This is a genomic window from Hylemonella sp. P2_B10, from assembly GCF_056404875.1.
In genome coordinates this window covers 151011-166370 of the sequence record NZ_JBFUDE010000005.1, presented here as the reverse complement: position 1 = coordinate 166370, position 15360 = coordinate 151011, and the positions used below count along the sequence as shown (strand labels likewise).

At 67.0% G+C, this 15360-nt stretch carries 11 protein-coding genes; all 11 read left to right on the top strand.

The features are described 5' to 3' along the window. Positions 1-6: 6 nt before the first annotated feature. The 11 genes from AC1DX2_RS21910 to AC1DX2_RS21860 all read left to right on the top strand — a co-directional run bounded on the left by AC1DX2_RS21910 (position 7) and on the right by AC1DX2_RS21860 (position 15316). A complete protein-coding gene (locus AC1DX2_RS21910) occupies positions 7-555 on the top strand; it encodes an RBBP9/YdeN family alpha/beta hydrolase (RefSeq protein ID WP_477198540.1) in 549 nt (182 codons plus the stop codon). 39 nt (positions 556-594) lie between these two features. Continuing rightward, a complete protein-coding gene (locus tag AC1DX2_RS21905) occupies positions 595-1590 on the top strand; it encodes a ParB/RepB/Spo0J family partition protein (protein ID WP_477198539.1) in 996 nt (331 codons plus the stop codon). Between the two features lie 46 nt (positions 1591-1636). After that, on the top strand, positions 1637-2401 hold the full coding sequence (locus tag AC1DX2_RS21900; RefSeq protein WP_477198538.1) for a class I SAM-dependent methyltransferase: 765 nt from the start codon (positions 1637-1639) through the stop codon (positions 2399-2401). Positions 2402-2461: 60 nt separating this feature from the next. Further along, positions 2462-3622, top strand: coding sequence for an HD domain-containing phosphohydrolase (locus AC1DX2_RS21895; RefSeq protein ID WP_477198537.1), 1161 nt, complete (start codon positions 2462-2464; stop codon positions 3620-3622). A gap of 55 nt (positions 3623-3677) precedes the next feature. Next, positions 3678-8198: a PAS domain-containing hybrid sensor histidine kinase/response regulator gene (locus AC1DX2_RS21890; RefSeq protein ID WP_477198536.1), complete on the top strand. Its 4521-nt coding sequence runs from the start codon at positions 3678-3680 to the stop codon at positions 8196-8198. Positions 8199-8227: 29 nt separating this feature from the next. After that, on the top strand, positions 8228-9403 hold the full coding sequence (locus tag AC1DX2_RS21885; protein WP_477198535.1) for a response regulator: 1176 nt from the start codon (positions 8228-8230) through the stop codon (positions 9401-9403). Then, a complete protein-coding gene (locus tag AC1DX2_RS21880; protein WP_477198534.1) occupies positions 9400-10947 on the top strand; it encodes an ATP-binding response regulator in 1548 nt (515 codons plus the stop codon). Before AC1DX2_RS21885 ends, AC1DX2_RS21880 begins: the two co-directional genes overlap by 4 nt. Positions 10948-11000: 53 nt before the next feature. Next, entirely contained in the window at positions 11001-12047 is a 1047-nt protein-coding gene (locus AC1DX2_RS21875; RefSeq protein WP_477198533.1) for a sensor histidine kinase, read from the top strand. Beyond that, positions 12035-12781 (top strand): LytR/AlgR family response regulator transcription factor, encoded by a 747-nt coding sequence (locus AC1DX2_RS21870; RefSeq protein ID WP_477198532.1) that lies wholly within the window; start codon positions 12035-12037, stop codon positions 12779-12781. The genes AC1DX2_RS21875 and AC1DX2_RS21870 overlap by 13 nt, the downstream gene beginning before the upstream one ends. A gap of 189 nt (positions 12782-12970) precedes the next feature. Continuing rightward, positions 12971-14245: an acyltransferase family protein gene (locus tag AC1DX2_RS21865; RefSeq protein WP_477198531.1), complete on the top strand. Its 1275-nt coding sequence runs from the start codon at positions 12971-12973 to the stop codon at positions 14243-14245. Positions 14246-14254: 9 nt separating this feature from the next. Beyond that, positions 14255-15316, top strand: a complete 1062-nt coding sequence (locus AC1DX2_RS21860; RefSeq protein WP_477198530.1) for an alpha/beta hydrolase family protein — start codon at positions 14255-14257, stop codon at positions 15314-15316. Positions 15317-15360: the final 44 nt, after the last annotated feature.

Here is a 15360-nt window from a genome sequence, read left to right as displayed (position 1 = left end):
ATAGCAATGAAGCCCCAAAACATCTTGATCCTGCCCGGCTGGGAGAATTCCGGCCCGCAACACTGGCAAAGCCTGTGGGAGCACAAGCACGGCTACGTGCGTGTCGAGCAGCACGACTGGATGCGCCCGCTGCGCGGTGACTGGATTGCGCGGCTGGAAGAGGTGTTGCTGGCGCAGAGCGGCCCCAGCGTGCTGGTGGCGCACAGCCTGGGCTGCCTGCTGGTCGCCGCCTGGGCCGCGCATTCGCGCAACACGCACCTGGTGCAGACCGCGCTGCTGGTGGCGCCGGGTGATGTGGAGCGGGAAGAGATTCGCCCGCATTTGCCCAGCTGGGTGCCGGTGGTGCTGAACAGCTTGCCATTCAAGAGCCGCTTGCTGGGCTCCCACAACGACCCTTATTGCGCCTTCGAGCGCGCGCAGGGGTTCGCGCAGGCCTGGGGTGCGGACTTCGTGGACTACGGCCAGCGCGGCCACATCAATGCCGATTCCGGCCTGGGTGAGTGGCCGGACGGCCACCGCCAGTTGCTGGACCTGATCGCGGCCACCAGCGCCTGAATACAAACAAACACGAGAAAAGAAAGAAGGAAAAGCGCCATGGTCACCAAGAAACCCAAGGGCCTGGGCCGCGGACTGGAAGCCCTGCTGGGCCCCAAGGTGGAGGACGCTGCGCCGGCATCGGCCGCCGCCGACGGCAGCAGCGCCAACCCGGGCCTGCCGGCCTCGCTGCTGCTCAGCGACATGGTGCCCGGCGTCTACCAGCCGCGTACCCGCATGGACGAGGGCGCGCTGTACGAACTGGCCGAGTCCATCAAGGTCCAGGGCATCATGCAGCCCATCCTGGTGCGCCGGCTGGATGATGCGGACGGCCGTGCCAAGCGCGCGGCCCAGCCGCAGGACGGTGGCGCGGTGGACATGGCGCGCCCGGTGTACGAGATCATCGCTGGCGAGCGGCGCTTCCGCGCTGCCAAATTGGCGGGGCTGGACAGCGTGCCGGTGCTGGTGCGCGACGTGCCCAACGAGGCCGCCGCCGCCATGGCGCTGATCGAGAACATCCAGCGCGAAGACCTGAACCCGCTCGAAGAAGCGCATGGCCTGCAGCGGCTGATCAAGGAATTCGGCCTCACGCACGAAACTGCCGCGCAAGCGGTAGGCCGCTCACGCAGCGCTGCCAGCAACCTGCTGCGCCTGCTGAACCTGGCCGAACCGGTGCAGACCATGCTGATGGCCGGTGACCTGGACATGGGCCACGCGCGTGCGCTGCTGGCGCTGGACCGCGCCACGCAGATCACCGCCGCCAACCAGATCGCCGCCAAAAAAATGTCGGTGCGCGAGACCGAGGCGCTGGTGAAGAAGCTCAGCGCCGAATTCACGCTGACCTCGCCCAAGCCGAAAAAAGAAAAGTCGCGCGACCTCAAACGCGTGGAAGAGGAACTGTCCGACCTGCTGATGGCGCAGGTGGAAGTGCAGGTGAAAAAACGCGTCAAACGCCATGGCCGGGTGGAAGAGATGGGCGAGGTGGTGATCCAGTTCGGCTCGCTGGACGAACTCAATGGCCTGATCGACAAGCTGCGCCAGGGCAACGGCCACTGACACGCACCGCCATCCTGTTCCACGCGGCGGCCCGGTCGTGATCCCCTTGCGCGTTGCCCGATGGCCCTGGCCGCTGCCGGCCTTGCTGGCCTGGGCGCTGGCCTGGGGCGTGTTCTGGCTGGGGCCGCGTGCGGGGCTGGCGGGTGGGCTGGCTTTTGCGGCTGCCTGTGCCGTGGGTGTGTTGTGCAGCCTGTGGGGCGCGACCTGGTGGCGGCGATTGCTGATCGGCCTGGGCTTTCCGCTGTCGCTGGCGCTGACGGGCAATCTGGCCTTGCCGGCCTGGGCCTGGCTGCTGCCCTTGGCGCTGCTGTTGCTGATCTACCCGCTGCATGCCTGGCGTGATGCGCCGCTGTTTCCCACGCCGTTGAACGCCTTGCAAGGCTTGGCGGCTGCCGCGCCGCTGCCGCCCGGCGCGCTGGTGCTGGACGCCGGCTGCGGCCTGGGTGATGGCCTGCGTGCGCTGCGTCTGGCCTACCCACTGGCAACTCTGCACGGACTGGAGTGGAGTTGGCCGTTGCGGCTGTTGTGCGGCCTGCGCTGCCCCTGGGCCGTGGTGCGGCGCGGCGACATCTGGGCCGCGGACTGGCGGCCCTATAGGCTGGTCTACCTGTTCCAGCGTCCTGAGAGCATGCCGCGCGCGCTGGCCAAGGCCCAGGCCGAGCTGGCGCCTGGCAGTTGGCTGGCCAGCCTGGAGTTTGAGGCTGTGGACTGGCAGCCGCAAGCCGTGCTGCAGGTGCCCGATGGCCGGCCGCTGTGGCTGTACCAGGCGCCATTGCAGATGCGACAAGCGGCAGCACCCGCACCGACCTGAGGTAGCAACGACGCGGCAAAAACCGTTACGATGGGTGGGCATTGCCTTGACCACCACCACATGGATGATTCAACCGACCCCACCCAGCTGCCCAGCATCCTGCTGGTGCAGCACGATGCACAAGACCTGAAGCTGCTGGGGGAGCTGCTGGCGCCGCATTACAACGTGCACGCCACATCCAGCGGCGCGCACGCGGTGGCCTGGCTGGTGTCGAACAACGCGCCCGACCTGATCCTGCTGGACCTGGGTGTTACCGACCCCAATGGCCTGGAGGTGTGCCGTGGCCTGAAGGCCGACGCCTTGACGCGCAACGTGCCGGTGATCCTGCTGAGCGACCAGAACCCCGATCTCGAGGCGCGCGGGCTGGAGGCCGGCGCCGCCGACGTGGTGCGCCGCCCCTTCAGCGGCGCCATTGTGCTGGCACGTGTGCAGACGCATTTGGCGCTGGCCAGCTGCCATGAATTCCTGCACGACCGCGAGGCCTTCCTGGCACGCGAGTTCCAGCGGCGCGCGATGGTGGCCCCCGACGTGCAGGACGCCGTGATCACCGCCATGGCCACGCTGGAGGAGGCGCGCGAGGCCGACACCGGCAAGCACATCCTGCGCACCCGGCACTATGTGCAGACGCTGGCCGGGCGCTTGCGCGCCAACCCGCGTTTTGCCGACACGCTGAGCGAGCGTTATGTGGACCTGCTGGTCAAGTCCTCGCCGCTGGTGGATCTGGGCGAGGTCAGCATCCCTGACCGCATCCTGCTCAAGCCCGGCCCCTTGACGGCCGATGAATTCGGCATCATGAAGACCCACACCAGCAAGGGGCTGGAGGCCATGAGCCACATCGAGACCACCATGGGCAGCGCCGGCCTGCTGGCATTGGCCAAGGACATTGCCCACAGCCACCACGAGAAGTGGGACGGCAGCGGCTACCCACAGGGACTGATGGGCGAGCAGATACCGCTGTCGGCACGCGTGGTGACGCTGGCCGACGTCTACGAGGCGCTGACCAGCGACCGCGTGTACAAGGCCGGCGTGTCGCACGAGCAGGCGGTGCAGGTGATCTTCCAGGGCCGGGCCAGCCATTTCGACCCCGACATCGTGGACGCCTTCATGGATGTGCAGGACGAGTTCCAGGCCATCGCCCAGCGCCTGGCCGACACCGAAGAAGACATGCAGCGCAAAATGGAATACCTCGCCAACGCCATTGCCGAAGAGGTCCAGCTGTAGAACCGGCGGGCGCGATGGCGCGGGCTGCTGCTGCCCCTAACGCGGAGCTTTGTGCATGACTCGCAGCAAACAGTGGCTGGTGCTGATGGTGGCCGGCCTGGTCGCCCTGTACGTGGCCATCGGCGTGGTGCAGTGGCGCCAGCACAGCAACCTGACGCAGGTGATGCAGCGCAGCGACCGCGACGCGCTGTGGACCTATCTGCAGCTGGAAAGCGAGTACCTGCGTTTCAGCAACGCACTGAACCACCGCATCCTGGACCCGCTGGGCATGTCGCCGCAGAGCCTGCGGCTGCGTTACGACGTCTTCGCTGCGCGCATACGCTCGCTGGAGGATCCGGCCATGCACGCGCTGATACGCGACCAGGCGCTGTTGGCCGACACCATGGACGGGCTCAAGCGCCTGGTGGTGCGCGCCGACCGGGTGCTGGACCCGGCGGCGCCACAGCAGGCCGACAGCCCGGCGCTGATCGCGCTGCTCTCCAGGCTGGACGAGCTGGACCTGCCGATACGCAACCTGTCGGTGGACGCCTCGCAGTCGTCCGCGCTGATCGTGGACGCGCGCGCGCAGGAGGTGCGTTCCCAGGTGCTGGTCAGCAGCGCGCTGACGGCCTTCCAGGGCCTGATGACGCTGTTGTTCGCCATTGCGCTGCTGCGTCAGAACCGCCAGCGCGAGGAAGCCCAGGCACAGGCCTTGCGCACCCAGGTGGAGTTGGCTGGCACTGCGGCGCGGCTGGAGCAGGAGGCGGCCCTGCGCGCCGCCCAGCAGGAGCTGCACGAGATCACCGATGCGCTGCCGCTGGCCATCTTTCGCGGCTACCGCGATCCGGCGGGACGCTTTGTCTTCACCTACTTCAGCCACCAGATCGAGGAGCTGTGGGGCATGTCGCGCGACGAGCTGCTGGCCGACGCCACGCGCTTTTCGCAGCCGGTGCACGAACAGGACATGAGCGCCATGCTGAAAGCCTCCAGCGGGGCGCGCACCCAGGGCCAGGGCTTCAGCCAGAACATGCGGGTGCAAAGCGCGACAGGGGAATGGCGCTGGGTCAACCTGTCGGCCACGCCGCGCACGCAAGCAGACGGCCACGTGATGTGGACCGGCTACATCCGCAGCATCCACGACTTGAAGCAGCGCGACGAGAAGCTGCGCGAGGTGCTGGAGCAGCAGCGGGTGATCTTTGACAACATCCCCTCGGGCCTGGTGTTCTCGGCCGATGGCGCGATCCAGCAGGTCAATGCCGGTTTTGCTGCCATGGTGGGCGCGCCGCCCGAGGTGTTGGTGGGTCGCAGCGCCGGCTTCCTGTTTGGCAGCCCCAAGGAGCATGAGGCCTTCAACGCCCGTGCCGTGCCCATGCTGGACGCCGGTGAGCGGGTGGAGGCTGAAGGGGTGTACTACCGCCATGACAGCGCGCCGTTCAGCGGCCGGCTGGTGGGGCGGCGCGTCACGGTGGCGGGTTTCGAGCGCGCCACCATCTGGGTGGTGGAAGACATCAGCGAGCGCCAGCGCATGCAGGCCGATCTGGCCGACCAGTTCAACTTCCAGCAGGCGCTGATCGACACCATTCCCTACCCGGTGTTCTACAAGGGCGCGGACGCGCGCTTCCTGGGCTTCAACCGCGCCTACGAGGCGGCTTTTGGCGTCAAGCGCCACAGCCTGATCGGCAAGCGGGTGCTGGACCTGGACTACCTGCCAGAGGCCGACCGCCAGGCCTACCAAGCCGAGGACGAGCACGTCATCGCCACCCAGGGCGAGGTGCGGCGCGAAATGCAGATGCCCTATGCCGATGGCCGCCTGCACGAGACGGTGTATTTCGTCTCCGGCTTCGCGCGCGCCGACGGCGCACCGGCCGGCCTGGTGGGCACCTTTGTCGACATCTCTGAGCAGAAAGCCGCCGAGCGCGCCATTGCCGCCACCATGCAGGAGCAGCGGGTGATTTTCGAGGCCGTCAGCCTGGGCGTGATGCTGACCGTGCAGCGCCGCATCAAGCGCTGCAACCATGCGCTGGAGAGCATCTTTGGCTACGAGGCCGATGAGTTGCTGGAGCAGCCCACCGAGATGCTGTTCGCCAGCCGCGCGGCGTTTGACGACATCGGCCATCGCGCGGACGAGCAGGTCGCCCAGGGCCAGTTGTTCACCGCCGAGACCCAGTACCAGCGCAAGGACGGCAGTCTGTTCTGGGCCAGCATCTATGGCCGCGCGGTGGACATCGCCCAGCCCGAACTGGGCAGCGTGTGGGTGGTGGAAGACATCACGCTCAAGAAGCAGGCGGCCGACGAGTTGCGCCGCGCCAAGGAAGCGGCCGATGCCGCCAGCCAGGCCAAGGGCGACTTTCTGGCCAACATGAGCCACGAGATTCGCACGCCCATGAACGCCATCATCGGCATGTCGCACCTGGCGCTGAAGACCGAGCTGACACCGCGCCAGCGCGACTACGTGGGCAAGATCCAGCAGTCCGGCCAGCACCTGCTGGGCATCATCAACGACATCCTTGACTTCTCCAAGGTCGAGGCCGGCAAGCTGACGGTGGAGCGCATTCCCTTCGAGCTCGACAAGGTGCTGCAGAACGTCGCCACCGTGATCGCCGACAAGGCCGCCACCAAGGGCCTGGAGCTGATCTGCGACGTCGCGCCCGAGGTGCCGCACAACCTGGTGGGCGATCCGCTGCGTCTGGGCCAGGTGCTGATCAACTACGCCAACAACGCCATCAAGTTCACCGAGAAGGGCGAGATCAGCATCGTGGTGCGCTTGAAGCAGGGCGACGACGATCAGGTGCTGCTGCGCTTTGAGGTGCGCGACACCGGCATCGGTTTGACACCCGAGCAGATGGGCCGGCTGTTCCAGAGCTTCCAGCAGGCTGATTCGTCCACCACGCGCAAGTACGGCGGCACCGGCCTGGGCCTGGCCATCAGCAAAAGCCTGGCCGAGCTGATGGGCGGTGCGGTCGGGGTGGAAAGCCAGTTGGGCGAAGGCTCCACCTTCTGGTTCACTGCGCTGCTGGGCGTGGGCGATGCCGGTGACCAGCCGTTGGTGCCGGCGATCGACCTGCGCCACAAGCGCGTGCTGGTGGTGGACGACAACCAGCACGCGGCGCTGGTGCTGTCGGACCTGCTGGCCTCCATGGGCTTTCAGGTCGACAGTGTCAGCTCCGGCGCCCAGGGCCTGGCGGCGGTGCAGGCTGCAGAGCAGCAGGGCCGGGCCTTTGACTTCGTGATGCTGGATTGGCAGATGCCCGGCATGGACGGCATCGAAACGGCACGGCACATGCAGGCCCTGCAGCTGGCCGCGCCGCCGCGCCCGGTGATGGTGACGGCGCACGGCCGCGAGGAGGTCATCAAGGCGGCGCAGGACGTGGGCATTGACGACGTGCTGATCAAACCGGTGAATGCCTCGCTGCTGCTGGACACCATGATGCGCATGCTGGGCCATGAGGCGCAGCTGCGCCCGCCACGCGCCAGCCGCAGCAGTTCACCGTCGCAGCAGTTGGCGGCGGTGCGGGGCGCGCGCGTGCTGCTGGTGGAGGACAACGACATCAACCAGCAGATCGCCACCGAGCTGATGCTTGAGGCCGGCCTGCAGGTCGATGTGGCGGGTGATGGCCGCCAGGCTATCACCCAGATCGCCGAGGCGCACCTGAACGACGCCGGCTACGACATCGTGCTGATGGACATGCAGATGCCGGTGATGGACGGCATCACCGCCACCAAGCTGCTGCGCCAGCGTGCGCTGTACCGGGAGCTACCCATTGTCGCCATGACCGCCAACGCCATGCAGGCCGACCGCGACCGCTGCCTGGATGCCGGCATGAACGACTTCGTCACCAAGCCCATAGAGCCTGACGACCTTTGGCGCGCGCTGCTGCGCTGGATACGCCCGCGCGAGGGGCTGCCGCAGGCTGCCCCCGGCAACGACGGCGCCATGGGTGACGAGGTGATCTTTGACGAACTGCCCGCCGTGGCGGCACCGGCTGCGCCGGCAGGCATCCCCACCGGCATTGCGGGCCTGGACACGGTGGCCGGGCTGCGCCGGGTGCTGGGCAAGCAGTCGCTGTACCTGAGCATGCTGCGCAAGTTCGTCGCCGGCCAGCAGGCCGGACTGCAGCCGCTGGAGGATGCATGGCGCGCCGGCGACTACGCCACCGCCGAGCGGCTGGCGCACACCCTCAAAGGCACCGCCGGCAACATCGGTGCCAGCGCCCTGCAGGCGGAAATGGGCACGCTGGAGACCGCCCTGCGCCAGCAATTGCCGCCCGAGCAGGGGCTGGCGTTGCTGGCCAAGCCGGCCGCGCTGCTGGAGGCCTTGCTGGGACAATTGCGCGCCCAGTTGCCGCCGGAGCCGCAGGCCGCGCCGCCTGCGCAGGTGGACATGGCGCAGGTGACCGCACTGTGCCAGCGCCTGGCCGCGTTGCTGGCCGATGACGACTCCGAGGCCGCCGACTTGCTGAGCGAGCACGGCCATGCCCTGCAGGCCGTCTTGGGCGATGGCTACCGCCCGCTGGCGGCGGCAGTGAGCGGGTTTGATTTCGAGGCCGGGCTGACCGCGCTGAAGGGCGCAGCCAGCCGTGTGGGCGTTCACTGCTGACAATAAGAGGAGATGGGGAGGAAAATACCATGGATGCCTTGGACTTCACCGACAAACCCACCATCCTGGTGGTCGACGACACGCCGGACAACCTGGCGTTGATGTCCGGCCTGTTGAAGGCGCGCTACAAGGTCAAGGTGGCCAACCATGGCGACAAGGGGCTGAAGATCGCGCAGTCCGAGCACCCGCCGGACCTGATCCTGCTGGACATCATGATGCCCGACATCGACGGTTACGAGGTCTGCCGCCGGCTCAAGAGCCAGGCCGCCACGCGCGATATCCCGGTGATCTTCCTGACCGCCAAGTCCGAGGTCGAGGACGAGAAGGCGGGCCTGGAGTTGGGCGCGGTGGACTACATCACCAAGCCCATCAGCCCACCCATCCTGATGGCGCGGGTGGCCACCCAGCTGTCGCTGAAAGCCAGCGCGGATTTTTTGCGCGACAAGAACGCCTACCTGGAGCAGGAGGTGGCGCGGCGCACGCAGGAGGTGATGGCCATCCAGGACGTGACCATCCTGGCCATGGCCTCGTTGGCCGAAACGCGCGACAGCGACACCGGCAACCACATACGCCGCACCCAGTATTACGTCCAGGCGCTGTCCCAGCACCTGCGCGACCACCCGCGCTTCACCGCCTTCCTGACGGACCACAACATCGCCATGCTGTTCAAGTCGGCGCCGTTGCACGACATCGGCAAGGTCGGCATACCGGACCGCATCCTGCTCAAGCCAGGGGCCTTCACGCCGCAAGAGTTCGAGATCATGAAGACCCACACCACGCTGGGGCGCGACGCCATCGCGCATGCCGAGGCGGCACTGGGCACGCAGGTGGAGTTCTTGCGCATGGCCAAGGACATCGCCTATTCGCACCAGGAGAAGTGGGACGGCAGCGGCTACCCGCAGGGCCTGGCGGGCGACGCCATTCCCATTTCCGCCCGGCTGATGGCGGTGGCCGATGTGTACGACGCGCTGATCAGCCGGCGCGTCTACAAGAGCGGCATGCCGCACGAGAAGGCGGTGCAGATCATCGCCGCAGGCCGGGGCCTGCATTTTGACCCCGACATCGTGGACGCCTTCGTTGCCCTGCAGGACGAGTTCCGTGCCATTGCGCTGCGTTATGCGGACTCGGACAGCGCGTTGCAAGAGAAGACCCAGTACATGACCGGCCAGCCGGTCATCCCCGCAGCAGGAGCAGGTCAGTCATGAGCGATATGGTGTTTTTGGTGGTGGACGATTTCGAGGCCATGCGCAAGGTCACAAGCAACCAGCTGGCCAGCCTGGGCCATCGGCAGGTGTTGCTGGCCAAGAATGGCGAGATGGCGCTGAAGCTGCTGCACAGCGAGCGGGTGGACGTGATCCTGTCGGACTGGAACATGCCGGTGATGAGCGGGCTGGACCTGCTGAAGGCGGTGCGCGCCGATGACAAGCTGCGCCATCTGCCCTTCATCATGATCACCGCAGAGGCCGAGCGCTCGCGCATCCATGAGGCGATTTCGTGTGGCGTCAGCAACCTGCTGGTCAAGCCCTATTCGGCGGCCAACCTGGCAGCGCGCATAGAGCGGGCATTGCACCCGATGGCCGCCAAGGCGGCCGTGGCGCCAGCCGCTGCCGGTGCCGCCGGCAGTGCTGCGCCCGGCGCGACAGCACCCACCGCCGCCGCGGCGCGCGCCACCATTTTGGTGGTGGACGACACGCCAGACAACCTGCACCTGCTGTCGCAGCTGTTCAAGGACGACTACCGCGTGCGCGTGGCCTCCAGCGGCGAAAAGGCGCTGGCCATCTGCCATTCCGACACGCCGCCCGACCTGGTGCTGCTGGACGTGATGATGCCCGGCATGGACGGCTTCGAGGTGGCGCAGCGCATGCGCGAGCACCCCAGTTCCGAACACATCCCGGTGATCTTCGTCACCGCCATGACCGACAGCGATGCGCGCATGAAGGGCTTGTCGCTGGGCGCGGTGGACTTCGTCACCAAACCGGTGGACCCCGATGTGCTGAAGCCCCGGGTGCGCAATTTCCTGCGCTATGTGGAACTGCACAAGCAGCTGCAGGCCGACTACGACGCCATGCAGGAGGCGGCCCGCCTGCGCGAGGACGTGGAACACATCACCCGCCACGACCTGAAGGGCTCGCTGGCCGGCGTCATTGGCCTGTTGCAGACACTGGCGGCGGATGCCGGCATGGCGCCCCAGCACAAGGAGCAACTGCGCCTGGCGGAGGAGACATCGCTGCAGGTGCTGGACATGATCAACCTGTCGTCCGAGCTGTACAAGATCGAGACCGGGCGCTTCCAGCTGCGGCCGGCGCCCATAGACCTGGACCAGCTGCTGCAAAAGCTGATCAACATGGCACACCGCGCGTTTGCCGACAAGCCGCTGAACTTCTCGCTGAATGGCGACGCGCATTCCGGCGCGATGCCGCAGGCCATGGGCGACGCCATGCTGTGCTACTCGCTGTTCCAGAACCTGATCAAGAACGCCTGCGAGGCCGCACCGGAGGGCGGCGCGGTCACCGTCACGCTGAAGGCCGGCAATCCGATGCAGGTGGCGATCCACAACCCCGGCGAGGTGCCAGCCGAAATCCGCGACCGCTTCTTTGACAAGTTCGCCACCCATGGCAAGCCCGGCGGTACCGGCCTGGGCACCTACTCAGCCCGGATGCTGGCCGCTGCCCAGCAGGGTGACGTGGTGCTGGACGCGTCGCAGCCCGGTGCCACCACGGTCACCGTCACGCTGCCGGCGGTGGCTTGAGTTCGCTGTCGCGGGTTCCACGGATGTTCGGCACGCCACGCACCCGCACGGTCTTGAGCCTGGCCTGGCTGATGTTCTGGGCCCTGATGGTGGCCGTGGCCATCCAGGACTACCAGCGTGCCCAAGGCAAGGCGCTGTGGCAGCCGGTGCTGTGGGAAACCAGCTCCGCCGTGGTGGGTACCGTGCTGCTGGTGCTGCTGCGCCGCTGGCTGTGCCGCCACGACGAGGCGCTGCTGCCCACGCCGGCGCGCTGGATAGGTTTGCAGCTGGCGGCCATGCCGGTGTTTTACGTGCTGTTCGTGCCCATCACCTTTGCCATTCGCCATGGCGTATATGGCTTGATGGGTGACACCTACCGGCACGAGCCCTGGGGCCAGGTGTTCGTGTACGAAGGTGTCAAGCTGGTGCTGTTCTACAGCATCTTCACGGTGATTATGTTTGGCGTGCTGTCCTACCAGGCTTTGTTGCGCGAGAAGGAAAAGGCACGCGAGGCCGACCGCCTGCTGGGCCAGGCCCAGCTGCAGCGGCTGACGCAGCAGATGCAGCCGCACTTTTTGTTCAACGCGCTCAACACCGTGTCTTCGTTGATGCATTCCGACGTCAACAAGGCTGACGCCACACTGATGCAGCTGGCCGACATGCTGCGCGCCACGTTGGACACCAGCGAGCAGCAACAGGTGCCGCTGGAAACCGAGTTGCGGCTGGCGCGCGGCTACGCACAGTTGATGGCTGAGCGCTTTGCCGACCGGGTGACACTGGATTGGCAGATTGACGAGGCCGCACTGGCCTGCAGCGTGCCGGTGCTGAGTTTGCAGCCGTTGATAGAAAACGTCTTCAAGCACACGGTGGAGCGGCGCCGCCAGATGACACACCTGCGTGTGGCCGCGCAATGCCAGGCTGGACGGCTGCGCCTGTGGGTGGAGGACGACCAGGGGCAGCTGTCCCCCGAGGTGCCGCCGCAAGGGGAGGGCAGCGGCATAGGCCTGGCCAACCTGCGCGCACGTCTGCAGGTGCTGCACGGCACGGCGGCCAGCCTGACGCTGACGGCCTTGGTGCCGGGCGGCGTGCGCGCTGAACTGAGCCTGCCATGCGGGTGCTGATCGTCGACGACGAGCGGCCGGCGCGCGATAAGCTGCGCCGCCTGCTGGCGCAGGAAGCCGATATCACCACCATTGCCGAAGCCGGCGACGGTGTGCAGGCGCTGGAGATGCTGGCGGCGCAGCCGGTGGACGCGGTGTTTCTGGACATCCAGATGCCCGAGGTCAGTGGCATCGAGGTGGCGGCGTCGCTGCCGCAGCCCGCGCCGCTGCTGGTGTTCGTCACGGCTTACGACGCCTACGCCATCCAGGCCTTTGACGCCAACGCCATCGACTACCTGTTGAAGCCCTATGACCAGGCACGCTTGCAGCGTGCGCTGCAGCGCCTGCGTGAGCGGCTGGCGTCAGCCCAGGCGGCGGCGCAGGCCGGCCGGGCCGCCGCTGCCCCCGAGCCCGGCCTGCCGGTGCGCCAGCTGCTGGTGACCGACCGCGGCGTGACCCGGGTGGTGAAGGTGGACGACATCCAGTGGCTGGAAACCGCCGACAACTATGTGGTGCTGCACACGCTGGAGGGCGCGCCGCTGCTGCGCCAGACGCTGGCTGGCCTGCTGGACAAGCTGGGCTCCGGCTTTGTGCGCTGCCACCGCCGCGCCGCTGTGCAGCTGCGTTGGGTGGAGCGGGTGGTGGCGCTGGACAAGGGCGATGCCGAGCTGGTGTTGCGTGGCAGTGGTGAAGAACGGGTGCCTTGCAGTCGGCAGTACCGGGCGGAGCTGATGCAGCGCTTGCAGGCGGGCTGAGGAAATACCGGTTTGTCAGGGAAGCGGGCCAAGCCGTTTTGACTTGCCGACAGGGCTTTGGCACGCCATGGCGGGCGGGCGGTGTCCGGTTCGCCCCAGCCTGCGCCCGGCTTGCCACATAGCGCTGGCCCGGCGCGAATGGCCGGCCTAAGCTGCGACCAGGTTCAATTCTTCCGGTTTGCCTTCACCATGCACACGCCCACTGTCCTTGCTCCCAACGCGCCGTCCACCGGCAACCGCCTGGTCTTTCTGGACTGGGTGCGCATCATCGCTTTCCTGCTGCTGATCCTGTACCACGTGGGCATGTACTACGTCACCTGGGACTGGCATGTCAAAAGCCCGGCCGCCAGCGATGTCATCGAGCCTTTGATGATGCTGACCTCGCCCTGGCGCCTGGGCCTGCTGTTCCTGATCTCCGGCGTGGCCTCTTCCTTCATGCTCGGCAAGCTGGCTACGAGCAGTTTCCTGCGCCAGCGCAGCTGGCGCCTGCTGCTGCCGCTGGTGTTCGGCATGCTGGTCATCGTGCCGCCGCAGCCCTACATGGAAGTGATAGAAAAACTGGGCTACGGCGGCAGCTACGGCGACTTCATGGGCTTGTACCTGCATGCCTACCACGGCTTTTGCGGCAAGGACGGCAAGTGCCTGGATCTGCCGACCTGGAACCACCTGTGGTTCGTGGCCTACCTGTGGGTGTACACGCTGCTGTTGGGCGGCGTTTTTGCGGCGCTGGGCCGCGAGCGTTTCCTGGCCTGGTCCGATGCACTGGGCCAGTGGCTCAACGGATGGAAGATCGTGCTGTTGCCGGTGGCGGTGCTGGCGGTGGCCCGGGTGGCGCTGCTGAGCCGCTTCCCCTCCACCCACGCGTTGGTGGGCGACTGGTACAACCACGCCCATTACCTGCCGCTGTTCCTGTTTGGTGCGCTGCTGGCGCGGCAACAGGCTTTCTGGGCCCGGCTGGATGCCATGCGCTGGCGCAGCCTGGGCACGGCCGCCGCCTGCTGGGCCTTTCTCATCGTTTATTTCTCGTTGCCGGAGACGGTCATTGCTGCCGACATCAAGGACATGGTGCGTGACGTGCAGCGCGTGGTGTATGCGCTGCTGCAATGGACGGCGATGCTGGCCGCCTGTGGCTTTGCGCACCGGCACCTGCAGTCGGACGGCCCGGTGCGCCGCTACCTGACGCAGGCGGTGTTCCCGGTCTACATCCTGCACCAGACGCTGATCGTGGTGATGGCCCATGCGTTGAAAGTGGTGAAGCTGTCGCCGGCCATCGAAGGTGTCATCCTGGTGGTGCTGACGCTGAGCTTAAGCTTCGCCGGTGTGGAAATCGTGCGCCGCGTGCGCTGGCTGCGGCCGCTGTTTGGCTTGGGCAAGGTGGAGGAGGGTGGTCGCGGGGACAGCAGCAGCGTGCGCACCGCCGGCAAGAGCACGGCAACGTTGGCTCCAGCCTCGGCCAACGCCTAGGACGCAGGCATGCCCTACTTGATCAACAGAAAGGCGGTACGTGCGCTGCTGGCGCTGGTCTTCTGCCTCAACACTGCCGCGCAAGCTGTCGAAGTTGGCCTGGCAGAAATCCCCGGCACCACGCCCGACGACGGCGCGGTCACGCTGTTTTACCCCAGCAGCAGCCCTGCAACCGGTGTGCAGCGCATGGGCGTCACGCTGCCGCTGGCTTGGCAGGGCGCGCCGCAGCGCGGCAATGGCCGGCTGATCGTCATCTCGCACGGTTCCGGCGGCTCGCCCTGGGTGCACGCTGACATGGCACGCGCGCTGGTGCAGGCCGGTTTTGTCGTCGCCATGCCCCAGCATCTGAACGACAACAACAAGGACGCTGTTGACGCCGGCCCGCGCAGCTGGAGGCGCCGCCCGGCCGAGGTGTCGCGTGCCATTGACGCGGTGGCGGCAGACGCGCGCTTTGCGCCGCTGCTGGCGCTGGACAAGGTGGGCATGTACGGCATGTCGGCCGGTGGCCACACGGCGCTGACGCTGGCTGGCGGGCGCTGGTCGCCGGCGCAGTACCTGAGGCACTGCGAGGCCCACATCGTCGACGATTTTCAGACCTGTGCCGGCAACAGCATGCGCCTGTCTGGCGGCTGGCTGGACAGCACGAAGCAGACCCTGGTGCTGTGGCACGCCCGCTGGTTCATGAAGGATGACACCTGGTACCAGCACACCGACCCGCGCATCGCCGCCGTGGTGGCTGGGGTGCCGTTCGCGGCTGACTTCGACATGGCGTCACTGGCTAGCCCAAAGGTGCCGCTGGCGCTGGCGACGGCGCGGCAGGATGCGTGGCTGCAACCGCGCTTCCACAGCGACCCGGTGCTGCAGGCTTGCCAGCCGCGTTGCGAGTGGTTGATGGACCTGCCCGATGGCGGCCACGGTGCGTTGCTGTCGCCCATGCCGCCGGATCTGTCGGGGACCATGGCGGCGTTGGTGGGTGATCCGGCGGGCTTTGACCGCCAGCGGCAGGTACCGGCGCTGGAGGGCAAGGTGGTGGGATTTTTTGTGCGTTTGCTGCCGGCGGTGCCTCAGTAGTTGCGGCGAACAGCCGGACAGCTACGAAGTGTTGGGGTCAGAGC

Excerpts from the sequence above, each read along its gene's own strand:
- AC1DX2_RS21910 (WP_477198540.1), top strand. The coding sequence starts at position 7 with ATGAAGCCCCAAAACATCTTGATCCTGCCCGGCTGGGAGAATTCCGGC.
- AC1DX2_RS21905 (WP_477198539.1), top strand. The coding sequence starts at position 595 with ATGGTCACCAAGAAACCCAAGGGCCTGGGCCGCGGACTGGAAGCCCTG.
- AC1DX2_RS21895 (WP_477198537.1), top strand. The coding sequence starts at position 2,462 with ATGGATGATTCAACCGACCCCACCCAGCTGCCCAGCATCCTGCTGGTG.
- AC1DX2_RS21890 (WP_477198536.1), top strand. The coding sequence starts at position 3,678 with ATGACTCGCAGCAAACAGTGGCTGGTGCTGATGGTGGCCGGCCTGGTC.
- AC1DX2_RS21885 (WP_477198535.1), top strand. The coding sequence starts at position 8,228 with ATGGATGCCTTGGACTTCACCGACAAACCCACCATCCTGGTGGTCGAC.
- AC1DX2_RS21880 (WP_477198534.1), top strand. The coding sequence starts at position 9,400 with ATGAGCGATATGGTGTTTTTGGTGGTGGACGATTTCGAGGCCATGCGC.
- AC1DX2_RS21870 (WP_477198532.1), top strand. The coding sequence starts at position 12,035 with ATGCGGGTGCTGATCGTCGACGACGAGCGGCCGGCGCGCGATAAGCTG.
- AC1DX2_RS21865 (WP_477198531.1), top strand. The coding sequence starts at position 12,971 with ATGCACACGCCCACTGTCCTTGCTCCCAACGCGCCGTCCACCGGCAAC.
- AC1DX2_RS21860 (WP_477198530.1), top strand. The coding sequence starts at position 14,255 with ATGCCCTACTTGATCAACAGAAAGGCGGTACGTGCGCTGCTGGCGCTG.